The organism is Chromobacterium rhizoryzae, assembly GCF_020544465.1.
Taxonomy (GTDB): Bacteria; Pseudomonadota; Gammaproteobacteria; order Burkholderiales; family Chromobacteriaceae; genus Chromobacterium.
Map to the genome: position 1 here is coordinate 3,176,868 of NZ_CP066126.1, position 14,394 is coordinate 3,191,261.

The 14,394-nt window shown below is 69.2% G+C and carries 11 protein-coding genes; all 11 read right to left on the reverse strand.

The window, feature by feature from the left end; all coding sequences use genetic code 11:
- Nucleotides 1-17: 17 nt before the first annotated feature.
- The 11 genes from JC616_RS14185 to JC616_RS14235 all read right to left on the reverse strand — a co-directional run bounded on the left by JC616_RS14185 (nucleotide 18) and on the right by JC616_RS14235 (nucleotide 14,394).
- Nucleotides 18-791 carry an electron transfer flavoprotein subunit beta gene (locus tag JC616_RS14185; RefSeq protein ID WP_227103773.1) on the reverse strand — a complete coding sequence of 258 codons (774 nt, stop codon included), beginning with the start codon at nucleotides 789-791 and terminating at the stop codon, nucleotides 18-20.
- Nucleotides 788-1,885 carry an electron transfer flavoprotein subunit alpha/FixB family protein gene (locus tag JC616_RS14190; RefSeq protein ID WP_227103774.1) on the reverse strand — a complete coding sequence of 366 codons (1,098 nt, stop codon included), beginning with the start codon at nucleotides 1,883-1,885 and terminating at the stop codon, nucleotides 788-790. The genes JC616_RS14185 and JC616_RS14190 overlap by 4 nt, the downstream gene beginning before the upstream one ends.
- Nucleotides 1,882-3,837, reverse strand: a complete 1,956-nt coding sequence (locus tag JC616_RS14195; RefSeq protein WP_227103777.1) for a DUF3483 domain-containing protein — start codon at nucleotides 3,835-3,837, stop codon at nucleotides 1,882-1,884. The genes JC616_RS14190 and JC616_RS14195 overlap by 4 nt, the downstream gene beginning before the upstream one ends.
- Nucleotide 3,838: 1 nt before the next feature.
- Nucleotides 3,839-5,899, reverse strand: coding sequence for an NADH:flavin oxidoreductase (locus JC616_RS14200; RefSeq protein ID WP_227103779.1), 2,061 nt, complete (start codon nucleotides 5,897-5,899; stop codon nucleotides 3,839-3,841).
- A gap of 239 nt (nucleotides 5,900-6,138) precedes the next feature.
- Nucleotides 6,139-6,672 carry a DUF5943 domain-containing protein gene (locus JC616_RS14205; protein ID WP_107799497.1) on the reverse strand — a complete coding sequence of 178 codons (534 nt, stop codon included), beginning with the start codon at nucleotides 6,670-6,672 and terminating at the stop codon, nucleotides 6,139-6,141.
- A gap of 326 nt (nucleotides 6,673-6,998) precedes the next feature.
- Nucleotides 6,999-7,847: a glycine betaine ABC transporter substrate-binding protein gene (locus JC616_RS14210; protein WP_227103781.1), complete on the reverse strand. Its 849-nt coding sequence runs from the start codon at nucleotides 7,845-7,847 to the stop codon at nucleotides 6,999-7,001.
- Nucleotides 7,848-8,042: 195 nt separating this feature from the next.
- Nucleotides 8,043-9,104: an HAD family hydrolase gene (locus JC616_RS14215; RefSeq protein ID WP_227103783.1), complete on the reverse strand. Its 1,062-nt coding sequence runs from the start codon at nucleotides 9,102-9,104 to the stop codon at nucleotides 8,043-8,045.
- Between the two features lie 251 nt (nucleotides 9,105-9,355).
- The gene (locus JC616_RS14220) at nucleotides 9,356-10,324 is read right to left on the reverse strand and encodes a dipeptidase (RefSeq protein ID WP_048412289.1); all 969 of its coding nucleotides are present in this window, start codon (nucleotides 10,322-10,324) and stop codon (nucleotides 9,356-9,358) included.
- Between the two features lie 74 nt (nucleotides 10,325-10,398).
- Complete coding sequence (locus JC616_RS14225; protein ID WP_227103786.1) at nucleotides 10,399-11,091, reverse strand: sarcosine oxidase subunit gamma; 693 nt, start codon at nucleotides 11,089-11,091, stop codon at nucleotides 10,399-10,401.
- A complete protein-coding gene (locus tag JC616_RS14230) occupies nucleotides 11,084-14,101 on the reverse strand; it encodes a sarcosine oxidase subunit alpha family protein (protein WP_227103788.1) in 3,018 nt (1,005 codons plus the stop codon). The genes JC616_RS14225 and JC616_RS14230 overlap by 8 nt, the downstream gene beginning before the upstream one ends.
- Nucleotides 14,098-14,394, reverse strand: coding sequence for a sarcosine oxidase subunit delta (locus JC616_RS14235; protein ID WP_107799503.1), 297 nt, complete (start codon nucleotides 14,392-14,394; stop codon nucleotides 14,098-14,100). The genes JC616_RS14230 and JC616_RS14235 overlap by 4 nt, the downstream gene beginning before the upstream one ends.

Sequence of the window (14,394 nt, forward strand, 5' to 3'; positions counted from 1 at the left end):
CTTTGATGGCGGGCGGCTCAAAAATCGACGAGCCGATGTTGACGCAGGTAATCCAGCACCGCTTGCGCTTTCTCGACGGAATCCCCCTGTTTTACGACGCGCCCCCCGGCGGTCGCGTCGTCGCCGGCAATCGCCCCCAGCAGGCGCTCCAGGCCGCTGCCGCGCTGCGCCGCCAGCGCCCGCGCGCGCCGCGCCGGCTCCAGCCTGGGCGCGGGCATGGGCTCCCCCGCCGCCGCGCGGCGCGTCACCACGCCGCATTGCAAGCCGGCCCAGGACCAGCGCGGCTCCGCGCCGTCCGGCTTGACGCTGGCCAACAGCGGCGCCTGGGCCGCCAGCCGTCGCCGCCGCCCCCTGGCCAGGCCTTGCAGCGCCCGCCATTCTCCGTCCTCCTCCGTCAAGGACAGCACGCCGGGCAAGAGCGGACGGTCCAGGCCTTCGGCCAATAGATAGGGCAGCAGCGCCGACGCCTCGCCGCCGCCGGAGCGTTCGCCGCACAGAATCAGTTCGAAATCGCCCAGCGCGGCGATCAGCGCCGGCGTCGGGTCGCTGTCCGCCGGCGGCTGCAGCACGGCGATGGCCGCCGCGCCCTGGGCCAGGTAGTCGGCCAGCGCCTCCTTGTCCGCGTCCCCTGCGTGCAAGACGACGAAGGCGCGGCCCAGCCGGCGCGCCAGCGCCAGCGCCGCCAGATCGCCCGGGCCGGCGCAGGGCCGCCCGCTGACCGGATGCGGCGCCGGGGCCACCAGCACCGCCGTTTTCGCCGCCGTTCCGGCGGAAAGCGCCGTCTCGCTCATGGTCCGATCTCCTTGTTCTCAAGCTCCAGCAAGGCCTGCAAGGCCTGAATGAAGGACTGGCAGTCGTCGATCACGCTCAGGTCCGCGCGCTTGACCATGGGCGCGGCCGCGTCCAGATTGACCGCGATCACATGGCGGCAGGCCTTGATGCCTTGCAGGTGCTGCACCGCGCCGGAAATGCCCAGCGCCAGATAGGCGCTGGCCTGCACGCTGCGGCCGGTGGCGCCCACTTGCTGGTCGCGGCGGAAACGCCCGTCGTCCACCGCCACCCGCGAGGCGCCCACCGCCGCGCCCATGGATTCCGCCAGCCGCAGGAAGGCCGGCACGTCGCTGACCCCGTTGCCGGCGGCCAGGATCAGGTCAGCTTCTTCCAGCGCCAGTTGCGAGGCCGGGCTGGCGACGCCGCCCAGGTCCCGCACCCGCTCCTCCGCCGCCTCCGGCGCGCAAGCCTGCCGCAGCCCGCGCCCGACGAAGGGCAGGCGGACGTCGGCCACCCCGCGCGCGAGCAAGAGCGCCTGGGCGCGCGGATGCACGCTGAAGCCCGCGCCCGGCCGGCGGCGGCGCACGCCGTCGGCGGCGATTTCCACCACATCGGTCAGCACCGACAGGCGCTCGCGGCAGGCGAAGCGCCGGCCCAGATCGGCGTCCTCGCCGCGGTCGGCGAACAGCACATGGCTCGGTTGCTCCCGCCGCCACAGCCGCCGCAACAAGGCCAGCTTGGCTTCCGGCGCAAAGCCCGGATCGGCCGGCGTCAAGACGCGGTCCAAGGCCAGTTCCGCCAGTTCGGCGTCGGCGCAGCCTTCCATGCCGAACAAGACCGCCAGCACCTCCTCGCGCGGGCCGGCCAGCAGGGCGGCGGCGGCGATGGCCTCGCGCGCCGCCTCGTCCAGCTGACCGCGCTCGGCGTGCGCCACCACCAACAGCCGTCCATCGAACGGTCCGGCGCTGCGCAGCGGCTTGAGCCTGGCCGCGCTCGCCGGCGGCGCGTCGCGCAGGCCGCCGTCCTCGCCCAGCACGATGCGCTTGAGCCCGCCCGGCGAACGCACCCAGGGCCGGCGCGGGTCCACCCGCGGCGCGGTCTGCTTCATCTTCATGCCTCCTCCTTCGCCAGCCGGCCTTGCGCCGCCGCGCGCCGCACATCGCCCCGCTCTTGCCCGGCCTCCGGGCCGGTCTCCAGACGCTCCGCCACCAGTTCCGCCAATTCCACCACCTCCGCCCGCGCGCCGCTGACGCCTTCCAGCATCGCGGTGCAGTTGGGGCAAGCCACCGCGACGCGGCCGGCGCCGGCGGCGCGGACGTCATCCATGCGCATGTCCGGAATCCGGCGCGGCCCGGGCACGTCGGTAAAGGCCGCCCCGCCGCCCCAGCCGCAGCAGCGAGCGTCGCGGCCGGAGCGGCTCATCTCCACCACCTGGATGCCGATGCCGGCCAGCACGCGGCGCGGCGCGCCGTAGCCCTCGTTGTAGCGGCCCAGATAACAGGGGTCGTGATAGCTCAGCGGCTCGGCCGAGTCGCGGGAGCGCACGCGGATCGCCCGCGTCTCCAGCAGTTGGTCCAGCAGCCGGCTGTGATGCCAGACTTCGTAATGTCCGCCCAGCGCCGGGTACTCATTGGCCAGGCAATGAAAAACATGCGGGTCCGGCGTGACGATGCGGGTGAAGCGATAGCGGCCCAGCGTGGCGATATTGGCCAGCGCCAGCCGCTGAAAACCCGCCTCGTCGCCCAGGCGGCGCGCCAGGTCGCCGCAGTCGCGCTCGGCTTCGCCCAGCGCCGCCACGCGCAGGCCGGCAGCCTTGAGCACGGTCAGCAGGGCGCGCAAGGCGCGCTGATAGCGCATGTCGAAAGCGCCCTCGCCCGCCAGCAACAGCCAATCGACGGACTCGCCCTCCCGCAGCAGCGTCAGGTCCAGGTCCGCCGCCCAGTGGTAGCGCGCGCGCAGCGGATGGCCGCCGACGGTGTCGGTATGGCGCAGATTGGCCAGCGCCGCCGCGCCCTTGCCCGGCAGTTCGCCCCGCGTCAGGGTCTGGTGCCGGCGCAGATCGATCACCGCGTCGACGTGCTCGATCAGCATCGGGCAGTTTTCCACGCAAGCGCGGCAGGTGGTGCAGGACCACAAGGTGTCCGCCGCCAACGCGCCGCCGACGATGTCCCGGTCCGCGCTCGCGGCCGCGGCCGCCGGCCGGCCCGGATGCGGGCTGCCGGCGTAGGCCGGACCGCCGCCGCCCATGGACGCCACCAGGTCCTGGATCAGACGCTTGGGATTGAGCGGCTGGCCGGCGGCGAAGGCCGGACAGGCGGCTTCGCATTTGCCGCATTGCACGCAGGCGTCGAAGGACAGCAGCCGGTTCCAGGCGAAATCGGCCGCCCGCGCCACGCCCAACTCGCCGGCGGCCAGGTTCAAGGGCTTCAGATCGGCGGACTTGCCGGCGAAGCGCTCGGCGCGCGGATGGAAGGCCAGGTGCAGCAAACCGGCCACCGCGTGCTTCATCGGCCGGCCCAGGCCTATGCCCAGGGCCAGCTCCGCGCCGCCCAAGGCCAGCAGCGACAACGCGACGGCGGCCAGCCCTTGCCCGGCGGCGCTCAGCCAGACCTCGCCGCCGGCCAGCGCCGCCACCAGCAGCGCGCCCAGCGCGAAACAGGCCAGCCGCGCCGGCAGCCGCTGCCATTCTCCCAACGACAGCCGGGCCGGCGGCGCGCGGCGACGCGCGCGCATCAAGGCCGCGCCGATCAGCATCAGAACGGCCGACGCCGCCAGCAGCAGGTCCAGCCAGCGCTGATGCAACAGCAGGCCGTAATTGAGCGCGATCAGCAGCAGCGCCGCCGTCCCGCCGCCGGCCGCCGCCACATGGGCGCGCGCCGCGGCCGGATCGCGGGCCACCACGCGGTGCAGGTCCACGAAGTAACGCTTGGGCGCGGCCAGCAGGCCGCGCCAGGACGCCGGCGCGGCGCGCCCCCGCCGCCACAGCCGCGCGCGCCGGAGCAGCCCGGCGCTCAGCAGCAGCGCGCCCAACCAGAACAGGCCGCTGAGAAGGTAGGGAAAACTCATGTCAGAAATCCTTGGCCAGCCGCAGCGCGTCGTAGAGCGCGCCGTGGATGTTGTGCATGGAAACGCAGTCGCCGACGCGGAACAGCAGGAATTCCCCGGCCGCCAGCGGCCAGTCCAGACAGGGCTGCGGCTCGGCGGCGAACAGCGCCCGCACATCGGTCTGGCCGCGGTTGCGCGACAAGGGCTTCAGCTGCCCGTACAGGGCGTCGTCCGGCAGCACGCCGTTGTCTATCACCACCTGGTCCACCGCCCGCTCTTCCAGCGCTTCGGTGTATTCGTTGCGCAGCACGGCGATTTTCTTGTCGCCTTCGGCGTAAACCGCCTCCAGCCAGACATTGGGGGTGGGGATGATGCCTTGGGCGTACAGGCGGCGGTAGAAGATGGGAAAGGTGGTTCCGCCGGTGTCGTCGCCCACCTTCACGTCCGGCGTGACGATTTCCACCGTGCTGCCGCGGCTGGCCAGATAGTCGGCGACGCCGAAGCCGGCGTGGGTGCTCAGCGCGTCGTAGACCAGCACGTTGCGGGCCGGCTCCACCTGGCCGGACAGGATGTCCCAGCTGCTGACGGCCAGCCCCTCCGCCACGCCCCAGGCCGGCACCTGGCCGGTGTGCGGCCGGCCGCCGGTGGCCAGCACCACGATATCCGGCCGCTCGTCCATGATCATGGAGCGGTCCGCCGCCGCGCCCAGCCGGCGGTCCACGCCCAGGCGCTGGGTTTCCATGTCCAGCCAGCGCACGATGCCGGCCATCTGTTCGCGCTGCGGCGCGCGCGCCGCCAGCAGGATCTGACCGCCCACCTGCGGCTGCCGCTCGAACAGCACCACCTCGTGGCCGCGCTCGCGCGCCACCCGCGCCGCCTCCAGCCCGGCCGGCCCGGCGCCCACCACCGCCACCCGGCGCGGCCGCGCCGCCCGGGAGATCAGATGGGGCATGGTGGACTCGCGGCTGGTGGCGGCGTTCTGGATGCACAGCACATCCTGGCCGTAGTACTGGCGGTCTATGCAGTAATTGGCGCCCACGCACTGGCGGATCTGGTCTTCCTTGCCGTCCCGGATCTTGATCACCAGATGCGGGTCGGCCATGTGGGCGCGGGTCATGCCCACCATGTCCACCATGCCGGCGGCCAGGATGCGTTCCGCCTGCACCGGGTCGCGTATGCTCTGCGCGTGCATCACCGGCACCTTGGACACCGATTTGATGCCGGCGGCCAGATGCACGAAAGGCTCGGGCGGCAGCGCCATCGGCGGCATGCAGTTGGCCAGGCTGTTGTGGGTGTCTGCGCCGGAGCCTATCACCGACAGATAGTCGATCAGCCCGGTTTCGGACATGGCGGCGGCAATCTCCTTGAGCATGTCGTGGCTGAGGCCGTCTTCGTGGAACTCGTCGCCGCTCATTCTCAGGCCGACGCAGAAGTCCGCGCCCACCTCGGCGCGCACCGCCTGCAGCACCTCCATGCCGAAGCGCAGCCGGTTGCCCAGGCTGCCGCCCCATTCGTCCTCGCGCTGATTGGTGCGCGGGCTCCAGAACTGGTCGATCAGGTGCTGGTGGGCGGCGGCGATTTCGATGCCGTCCAGGCCGGCGGCCTTGACCCGCCGCGCCGCCAGCGCGAAATCCGCGATCACGCGATGGATGTCCTCCGTCTCCATGATCTTGGCGTTGCCGCGGTGCACCGGCTCGCGCACGCCGGAGGGGCTGAGCAGATGCGGCCAGTGTTCGCCTTGATAGCTGGAGCGCCGCCCCATGTGGGTGGCCTGGATCATGATCTTGGCGCCGTGGCGGTGCATGGCTTCCGCCAGCCGCGCCAGCGGTTCTATCACCGCGTCGCTGGCCAGGTTCACCGATTTCCACCAGCCCTGCGGGCTGTCGATGGACACCGGGCTGGAACCGCCGCAAATCGCCAGCGCCAGGCCGCCCTTGGCTTTTTCTTCGTAGTAGCGGATGTAGCGCTCGCCCGGCAGACCGCCGGCTTCGGCGTAGACCTCGGCGTGGGCGGTACTGACGATGCGGTTGCGCAAGGTCAGCCGGTTCAGGGTGATGGGTTCGAACAAATGCGGGTAAGACATGGCCGGCTCCTAAGGGTCTGTTGACGTATGTTTTCCCCGCCGCGCTGACCGAGAAAAGTGCACTCTACAAGGCGGAGGGCGCAGGCCTTGGTAAACCAAGGCCAAGCCTGACAACGCCGTAGAGGGGGCTTTCCTCGGTCAGCCCTCCGGGTTCGTCCCCAGCAGGTGCCTCGCTTTGTCGGCCGCCGCATCCGGCTGGGGACGAACGCAGCGGTAAAACATACGTCAACAGACCCTGACTACAAGGGATGGACCGTGAACGCGCAGTACGGCGCGCCCTGCCCGGCGCACTGGCTTTCGCGGCAGACGGTGCGGTAGTCGCGCCCCAGGCTTTCCCCCACCCAGTCCATCGCGCCGGCGAACCAGCCGGCGAACAGATAGCAGGCCATGTGCTCGCTTTGCGGCGCGCCGGCCTCGCCCTGGGCCAGCACGAAACAGGAGTGGTCCAGCCGGATATGGGCGTTGCCGCTGGCCACGTCGGCCTCCAAAAAGCGGAAGCGGCCCCAGCCGCGCAGGGACAGCCGGCTCAGGTAGTGCTCGAACACGGCCAGGCCGGCCAGACCGTGGGTGGCCGCCTCGCTGGCGCACCAGAAGTGGGCGGAGCGATGGCCGGCCTGGTAGAGCGCGTCCGCGTACTGGTAACGGCCCAGCGCCGCCTCCATGGCCAGGTGGTTGTTGATGAAGAAATGACGCGGCACATACAACATGGGCAGGCCGTTGGTGCGCCAGACGCCGCTGTCGGGGTCCACGTCGATGGGAAGTTGCGGTTGCATGCCGTTCTCCTGAGAGCCTGTTCAAGGTCTGCTGCGCTTCGTCGGACATGGCGTGGTGAGTACGGCTTCAGAATGCCCATATGCCGCATGACCCTTCCGCTTCCTCAGCGGTTTTCGCCTTGTCTCGCCCTTGCTCGCCAGACGGTGAACCGGCTCTGAGCAAGTCGGGCGCAGCCCGTCATTGCCGGCATCTTGCCGCAGGCCATTCCGGGCCGGAGCCGTCGGCGCGACCGGTTTTTGCCCATTGCCGACACCTCGCGGCGCGGGCGCAAAAAAGGCGGACCACGGTCCGCCAAGGGGAGGCATGTCATTGAACGCGCAGTGGTTCAGGGCACCCACTCCGCCACCCGCTCCGGATGGGCCCGAATCCAGGAGGCCGCCGCCGCAGCGGGTTTGGCGCCGGTTTCCACCGCCAGCATCAGCGGGCCGATCTCTTCCGGCCGCCAGCGGAAGCGCTGCAGGAAGGCCAGCACCCGCGGCGCCTTGGCGCTCAGGCCGGGATGGGCCACGTTGTTGACGTGCTCGGCCTCGCCGAATACTTTTTGCGGGTCGTCGAGAAAACGCAGCTTCCATTTGGCGAACATCCAGTGCGGCACCCAGCCGGTCACCACGATGGGCTTGCGGGCGTTGATCGCGCGCGCCAGTTCCGCCGTCATGCCCGGCCCGGAGCTGGGCATCAGCGTCAAATTCAGCCGGTAGGCCTTGATCGCCGCCTCGGTCTTTTGCATCACCCCGGCGCCGGCGTCTATGCCGACGATACGTCCCTGATACGCCGCGCGCTCGGCGTTGAGATCCCCTATGGCGCGGGCGGCCACATAGTCCGGCACCACCAGGCCGATGCGGGCGTCGACGTAATTGGGCCCCAGGTCCAGCACCTTATCCTTGAACTGCCGGTAATACGCGCCCTGGGTCACCGGCAGCCAGGCCGACAGCGTGGCGTCCAGATCGCCGCGCGCCACGCCCTGCCACATGATGCCGGCGGCCACCGGCATCAGTTCCACCGGGTGGCCCAGCCGGCCGCGAATGATCTGGGCCGCCACCTGAGTGGTGACCACGCTGTCCGCCCAGCCTTCAACGTAGCCGATCTTGATGAGCGGTTTGCCGGGCGTGGCCTCGGCCGCGTGGGCCGGCACGCACAAGAGCAGCAGTAGGATGCAACACCATTGCCTCAACATATTCGTTTCCTCCCTTAAGACCCGCTAAGCCAACCCCGACCCTGCGTTGCGCCTGCTGGTACTGCCTGCGTCGGCGCGCCTTGGTCCAGCGTCTCTACGAGGTTTTGTTAGCGGCGCTAAAGCGGTTCAAGGTCTGATACAAGCTTGCCAGCGGCGTGAGCATGCCCATGCGCCCCATTCCGCGTCTTCCAGCGCTTATTGAATCTGCTCCGGCTTCACCACCAGCCAGTTGCGGTCCGCCGTCGCCGGCTGGCCCAGCTTGCGCTGCTGCCTGGCCGCTTCCCGGCTCCAGCTGCGGATCCGATCCCAATAGCCCGCTTTGCGGTCTACCCAGAGCCGCAAGCCGCCCTTGGCCGTGTCGGTGCCGTTCAGCAGCATGTAGCCATCGGACTGCGGCGTGTCGCCGGCCACCAGCACCGGCTTGCGCCATTGGTCTATCCAACCCAGGATGGTCCCGGCCTTGCCCTCGTACCAGGTCATCGGGTTCATCAGATAGGGGGTCAGTTCCAGGTCCAGATTGCGTTCCGGCTCATAGCCGCCGCGCTTGATCTGCAAACGCGAGGTGGTCAGCGCGCCGTTCGTTCGGTCTTTCAGCAGCAGATTGACGCCCAGCACGTTCTGCGGCGGCGCCCGGTAGCCGTAGCGCGGATCGCTGGCCACCATACGCACCAGTTCTTCGCTGGCCGCGGTCATCACGTAGACGGCGATGCCGTTCTCCTGCAGCTTGGCGTACAGCTCGACCATGCCGGTGAACACGCGCGGCGCCGGCACGCTGCCCTCCACCGGCTTGCCCTGATGGAAATACCTGACCGGCACCGGAGCGCCGCTGGCCATCAGCGCGTCCACCTGGGTCTTGAGTTGGCGCAGCGTCAGTCCGGAAAACACCTGCGCCGCCCAGGGGTAGCAGATCAGTTCGTCAATCTCGCACAGCCGCAGATAGTAGCTGTACAGGCTTTCCGGCCGGTCCGGCTCGTCGCGGAAGGGAATCAGCTTCAGGGACGGGTCCAGCCGCTCGCGGCTCAGCAAGCCCTTGGCCTCCATATAAGGCAGCAGCGCTTCTTCCAGATCGTAGCGATAGCTGGTGTTGTCCATGTCGAACACCGCGTATTCGCCCTTATGGGCATTGGCCTTGATCATGGCGTTCAGCCGTTCCGCGATCTTGGGCGGCCAGTGCTTCAGCTCGGTCTCCGCCGCCGCCGGCTGGGTCCAAAGCGCGGCCGACAACAGCAAAGCCCCCAATACTTTAACTTGCTTCATAAGTCCTCCTGAATGTGCTTCGGATGCGGCGGGCCCGCCTTGGAACCTGTTCAAAGTCTGCTGCGCTTCAGCGATACGGCGTTGAAAACCAGCTCAAAATGCTCATGTACCACGTGTACATTCCGCTTTTTCGCTCGTTTTCGCCTTGTCTCGCCCTTGCTCGCGAGACTTTGAACGGCTCTTTAAGAAATACCCATGCGCCGCTTGCGCGCGAGGAGGCTCAACGCGGGATCAGGGCCGTGGCCGGGGGGCTAAGCCCCCCATACCTCGCCAAACACCCGCAACCAGTTCTCGCCCAGCACTTTGCGGATCTTGCGCTCAGGCCAGCCGGCCCGCTGCATCGCCGCGGTCAGATTGGGCGTTTCGCCTATGGTGCGAATGCCTTCCGGGTTGAGGATGGTGCCGAAATCGGTCAGCCGGCGATACCGGCCTTTGTCGTGGGTGATCCAGTCGAAGAAGCCCTGATCGTAGCCCTGGGTGAAGTCGGTGCCGTAGCCGACGCAGTCTTCGCCCACCAGCGCAATCACGTAATCCATTGCTTCCACGTAGTCGTCCACGGTGGCTTCGATGCCGCGGCGCAGAAAGGGCGGAAACATGGTGACGCCGATGAAGCCGCCGTGATCCGCGATGAAGCGCAACTCCTCGTCGCTCTTGTTGCGCGGATGCGGCTTGAGGCCCGAGGGCAGGCAATGGGAGTAACAGACCGGCTTTTTCGATTCCAGAACGGCTTCGCGCGAAGTCAGGCCGCCCACATGGGACAGGTCCACCATGATGCCGACGCGGTTCATTTCCGCAATGACTTCGCGGCCGAAGCCGGACAGGCCGCCGTCGCGTTCGTAACAGCCGGTGCCGATCAGGTTTTGCGTGTTGTAGCACAGCTGCACCACGCGCACGCCCATGTCGGCGAAGGCTTCGACGGACTCCAGCCTGTCCTCGAAGGCGTGGGCGTTCTGAAAACCCAGGATGACGCCGGTGCGGCCCTCCGCCTTGGCGCGGCGGATATCCTCGACGCCGCGCACCAGGGTCAAGAGATCGCCATGCTCGCGAATCAGCCCTTTCATCTCGGCGATATTGTTCACGGTGTCCTGAAAGCCCTCCCACACCGACACGGTGCAATTGGCGGCGCTCAAGCCGCCGCGGCGCATGTCCTCGAACACCGGCCGCGCCCATTTGGCGATGATCAGTCCGTCTATCACCAGCGCGTCTGCGTGCAAATCCATTGCCATCTCCTTCTAGCTTGTCCACATCTCGGTCCAACTATCCCGCCGCAGCGCCGCGGACTTTGAATAATTTTTTAAGAACTCTCGCTCAGGACCGCCGCCAGCGCCGGCCGCGCCAGTTGCGCCCACAGCGGATGGCCGGCGTCTTCCGGCAGCTCGCACACCGCGAAGCCGTAAGGCCGGGCCGCGCGCCGCAACAGCAGCCAGACGTAGTCGGCAAAGCTGCGGCGGCAGACCACGAACACGCCGTCGCCGTCCAGACGCAGCACTTGAACCGCCGCCTTGCCCAGCAAGGTGCCGACGCCCTGGCCGGGACGCAGCGCTTCGAAATCGTAGCCGCCCAGGTGGCGCAGCACGGCCAGGTGCGGCTCGCCGCACAGGTAGACGGCGGTGAAGCCGCCGCTGACGTCCAGCGCCTGGGCGAACAGGCGCAGCTCGGCGAAGCCCCGCTCCAGCGCCGGCAGCCAGCCGGCCAGGCACTGGCGGCGGCTGATCAGCAGCCATTCGTCCGGCGACAGCCACAGCAGCGCGCCGCCCTCCCCCTGGCTCAAGGTCTTGGGCCGGCGCGGCGGCTCCAGCCCGGTGATCCGCGCCGTCAGCTCGAAAAACCCGGCCTCGGCGCCGTCGCCGCGCAGCAGCGCGTAGCCCAGATTGGGCGCTTCATTGCCCCAGACGCGGCCGTCGGCGCAGCGCGCTTCGGCCGCTTCCGGCAAATCCAGATGCCGCAAGGGCGATTCCAGCACAGGCTTGAATGTGGATTCAGACATGCTGACGCTCTCCTTCCTTGTCGACGAAGACTGCGGACGCCACCCGCGCCGGCGCGCTATGGCCCTGCCACCACACGTGCACGGTGTCGCCTTCGCGGCGGACGCCGTCCTTCAACACCGCCATGGCGATGGAGCGGCCCAGGCATTCGCTGTGGTAGCTGGAGGTGACATGGCCCTGCATCGCCGCCGGCGCGGCGTCCTTGCCGTCGTTGAGGATTTGCGCGCCTTCCGGCAACACCAGCCGCGGGTCCTCCGTCAGCAGGCCCACCAACTGCTTGCGGCCCGCGCCGGCGGTGTCGGCGCGCAGCAAGGAGCGGCGGCCGAGGAAGCTGAACGGCTTTTTCATGCCCACCGCCCAGCCCATGGCCAGATCGTTGGGGCTCATCGAGCCGTCGCTGTCCTGGCCGACGATGATGAAGCCCTTCTCGGCGCGCAAGACGTGCATGGCCTCGGTGCCGTAGGGCGTGATGCCGAACTCGGCCCCGGCCCGCATCGCCTCCTCCCACAGATAACGGCCGTAGCCGGCGTCCACATTGATCTCATAAGCCAGTTCGCCGGAGAAACTGATGCGGAACACCCGCGCCGGCACGCCGGCCACGGTGCCGACGCGGCCCTCCATGAACCGGAAGGTCTGAGGGTCGAGATCAATATCCGTGCACAGCTTGCGCAGCACCTCCCGGCTTTGCGGGCCCACCAGCGCCGTGGTGGCCCAGTGATCGGTGATGGAGCTGAAACGCACCTTGAGTTCCGGCCATTCGGTCTGGTGCCAGCGCTCCAGCCAGCTGTAAACCCGGGCCGCGCCGCCGGTGGTGGTGGTCATGTGGAAATGGTCGTCCGCCAGGCAGGCGGTGACGCCGTCGTCCATCACCATGCCGTTTTCGTCCAGCATCAGCCCGTAGCGGCATTTGCCCGGCTCCAGCTTGCTCCAAGCGTTGCTGTAGACGCGGCCCAGAAACTCGCGCGCGTCCGGGCCGCGCACATCGATCTTGCCCAGGGTGGAGGCGTCCATCACCGCCACTCCCTGGCGGGCGGCGCGGCATTCGCGGCGCACCGCCGCGTGCAGGTCCTCGCCCGGCCACGGGAAATACCAGGGCCGCAGCCACTGCCCCACCAGCTCGTATTCGGCGCCGCGCGCGGTATGGCTGTCGTGCATGGCGGTGTAGCGGCGCGGGTCGAAGGTCTCGCCGACATGGGCGCCGGCCAGCGCGCCAAAGCTAACCGGGGTGTAGGCCGGCCGGTAGGTAGTGGTGCCCACCTCGGCGATGGGCTTGCCCAGCGCCTCGGCGGCGATGGCGAAGCCGTTGACGTTGGACAGCTTGCCCTGATCGGTGCCGAAGCCCAGCGCGGTGTAGCGCTTGACGTGCTCGATGGAGCGGTAGTTTTCGCGCACCGCCAGATGGATGTCGGCGGCGGCCACGTCGTTCTGGAAATCGACGAAGGCCTTGGCGCCGACGCCTTCGCGCCGCCCGTCCGGCAAGCGGAAGATTTCACGCGGCGCGGCCACCTCCTCCGCCTCCACCCGCGGCGCGGCGCCCAGACCGCGCTGGCTTCCCCAGCCAAGCTGGGCCAGCATGGCGGCATGGCATTGGGCCAGGGCCTCGCCCAGCTCCCAGCGCCCGGTGACCGCGCCCACGCAGACGACGCCGGGCCGGCCCGCGTCCGGGCAAACGAAGGACAGACGGTCCGGACGCCACAGCGGACGGCCGCCGTTGTGGCAGAACAGATGCACGGTGGCGCTGAGCCCGCCGGAGGAGAGCACGCCGTCCAGCTCCAGCCGCGGCCCCTTGCCGGCCACGCTCCGGCCATCCGCGGCCAGCTTCACCAAGTCCGCGCCGCCGACGCCGGCGCCGCCGTTCACCCGGGCGATGCCGTAACCGGCCAGCAACTCCACGCCGGCATTCTGCGCGGCGCGGCTGCGCCAGGCCGCCGCGCCGGCTGGGCGAGCATCGGCCAGCGTCACCGCCGCCCCGGCCAAGGCCAGCTCCAGCGCCGCGTCGTAGGCGGCGTCGTTCTGGGTCTGCAGCAGCAGCCGGCGCCCCACCGCCACGCCGTAACGGTTCAAATAACTGTGGCCGGCGGCGGCGGTCATCACCCCGGGCAGATCGTTGTTGCCGAACACCAGCGGCCGTTCGATGGCGCCGCTGGCCAAGACCAGTTGGCCCGCGCGTATCTTGTGCAGGCGCTGGCGCGGCCGGGCCGGATCGCGCTCGGACGGCGGCAGGTGGTCCTGCAACAACTCCACCGCCAAGGCCAGATTGCCCTCATGCAAGGCGAAGACGGTGGCGCGCGGCAAGCGCTGGACATTGGGCAGCGCCGCCAGCTCCTGCAAGCGCTGCTGCGTCCATTCCATCGCCTCCAGGCCGTCGATGCGCAGCCGGCGCTCGCTCAGCAGCCAGCCGCCCATCTCCGCCTGTTCGTCCAGCAGCAGCGTTTTCAGGCCGGCGCGCCCCGCCAGCGTGGCCGCCCACAAGCCGGCCGCGCCGCCGCCCACCACCAGCAGGTCCACATGGTGGTGCAGATGATCGTAATGCTCCGGGTCCGGCAGCCGCGGCGCTTGGCCGTAACCGGCGGCTTCGCGGATGCGGCGCTCGTAAAACGGCCAGGCCCCCGCCGGCTGCATGAAGGTCTTGTAATAAAAACCCGGCGGCATGAAACGCTCCAGCCGGCCCAACGCGCCCTTGAGCCGCATGCCCCAGGACGCGTCCCCCAAGCCGCTGAAGGCCTGCAAGCCTTGATACAGCTCCACCTGGGTGGCTTTGAGATCCGGCGTGCTCAAGGCGCCACTTTCCAGCTGGATCAAGGCGTTGGGCTCTTCCGCGCCAAACCCGACGATGCCGCGCGGCCGGCCGTACTTGAAGCTGCGGCCCAATAGCCGCACGCCGTTGGCCAGCAGCGCCGAGGCCAGGGTGTCGCCGGCGAAGCCGTGATAGGCCGCGCGCTCCAGGGTGAAGGCCAGCGGCCGATTGCGGTCGATGCGCTCGCCGGGACGATGGATGCGATAGCCGCTCACGTCTGATCCTCCTGCAAATAACGGGCCTTGCCCTCGGCCAGCGTCCAGCTGCCGGCGATCTCGTAGCTGACGGTGTGACGCCGGACGGCGAACACCTTGCGGCAGCCGGCGGCGTGCTGCCATTGCTCCCAATGCCAGCCGCGCGGGTTCTTGCGGCAGAACAGGTAATCGCCCCAGGCCTCGTCGTCCACCTGCTCCGGCGCCGCCGGGCGGACGATGAAGGCCTCCCCGGCGTAGTCGAACTCCTCCTCTTCCCGCGCCTCCCCGCAATGCGGGCAATGAATCAGCAGCAT

Coding starts and splice junctions, on each gene's coding strand:
- JC616_RS14185 (WP_227103773.1), bottom strand. CDS start 791: ATGAGCGAGACGGCGCTTTCCGCCGGAACGGCGGCGAAAACGGCGGTG.
- JC616_RS14190 (WP_227103774.1), bottom strand. CDS start 1,885: ATGAAGATGAAGCAGACCGCGCCGCGGGTGGACCCGCGCCGGCCCTGG.
- JC616_RS14195 (WP_227103777.1), bottom strand. CDS start 3,837: ATGAGTTTTCCCTACCTTCTCAGCGGCCTGTTCTGGTTGGGCGCGCTG.
- JC616_RS14200 (WP_227103779.1), bottom strand. CDS start 5,899: ATGTCTTACCCGCATTTGTTCGAACCCATCACCCTGAACCGGCTGACC.
- JC616_RS14205 (WP_107799497.1), bottom strand. CDS start 6,672: ATGCAACCGCAACTTCCCATCGACGTGGACCCCGACAGCGGCGTCTGG.
- JC616_RS14210 (WP_227103781.1), bottom strand. CDS start 7,847: ATGTTGAGGCAATGGTGTTGCATCCTACTGCTGCTCTTGTGCGTGCCG.
- JC616_RS14215 (WP_227103783.1), bottom strand. CDS start 9,104: ATGAAGCAAGTTAAAGTATTGGGGGCTTTGCTGTTGTCGGCCGCGCTT.
- JC616_RS14220 (WP_048412289.1), bottom strand. CDS start 10,324: ATGGATTTGCACGCAGACGCGCTGGTGATAGACGGACTGATCATCGCC.
- JC616_RS14225 (WP_227103786.1), bottom strand. CDS start 11,091: ATGTCTGAATCCACATTCAAGCCTGTGCTGGAATCGCCCTTGCGGCAT.
- JC616_RS14235 (WP_107799503.1), bottom strand. CDS start 14,394: ATGCTGCTGATTCATTGCCCGCATTGCGGGGAGGCGCGGGAAGAGGAG.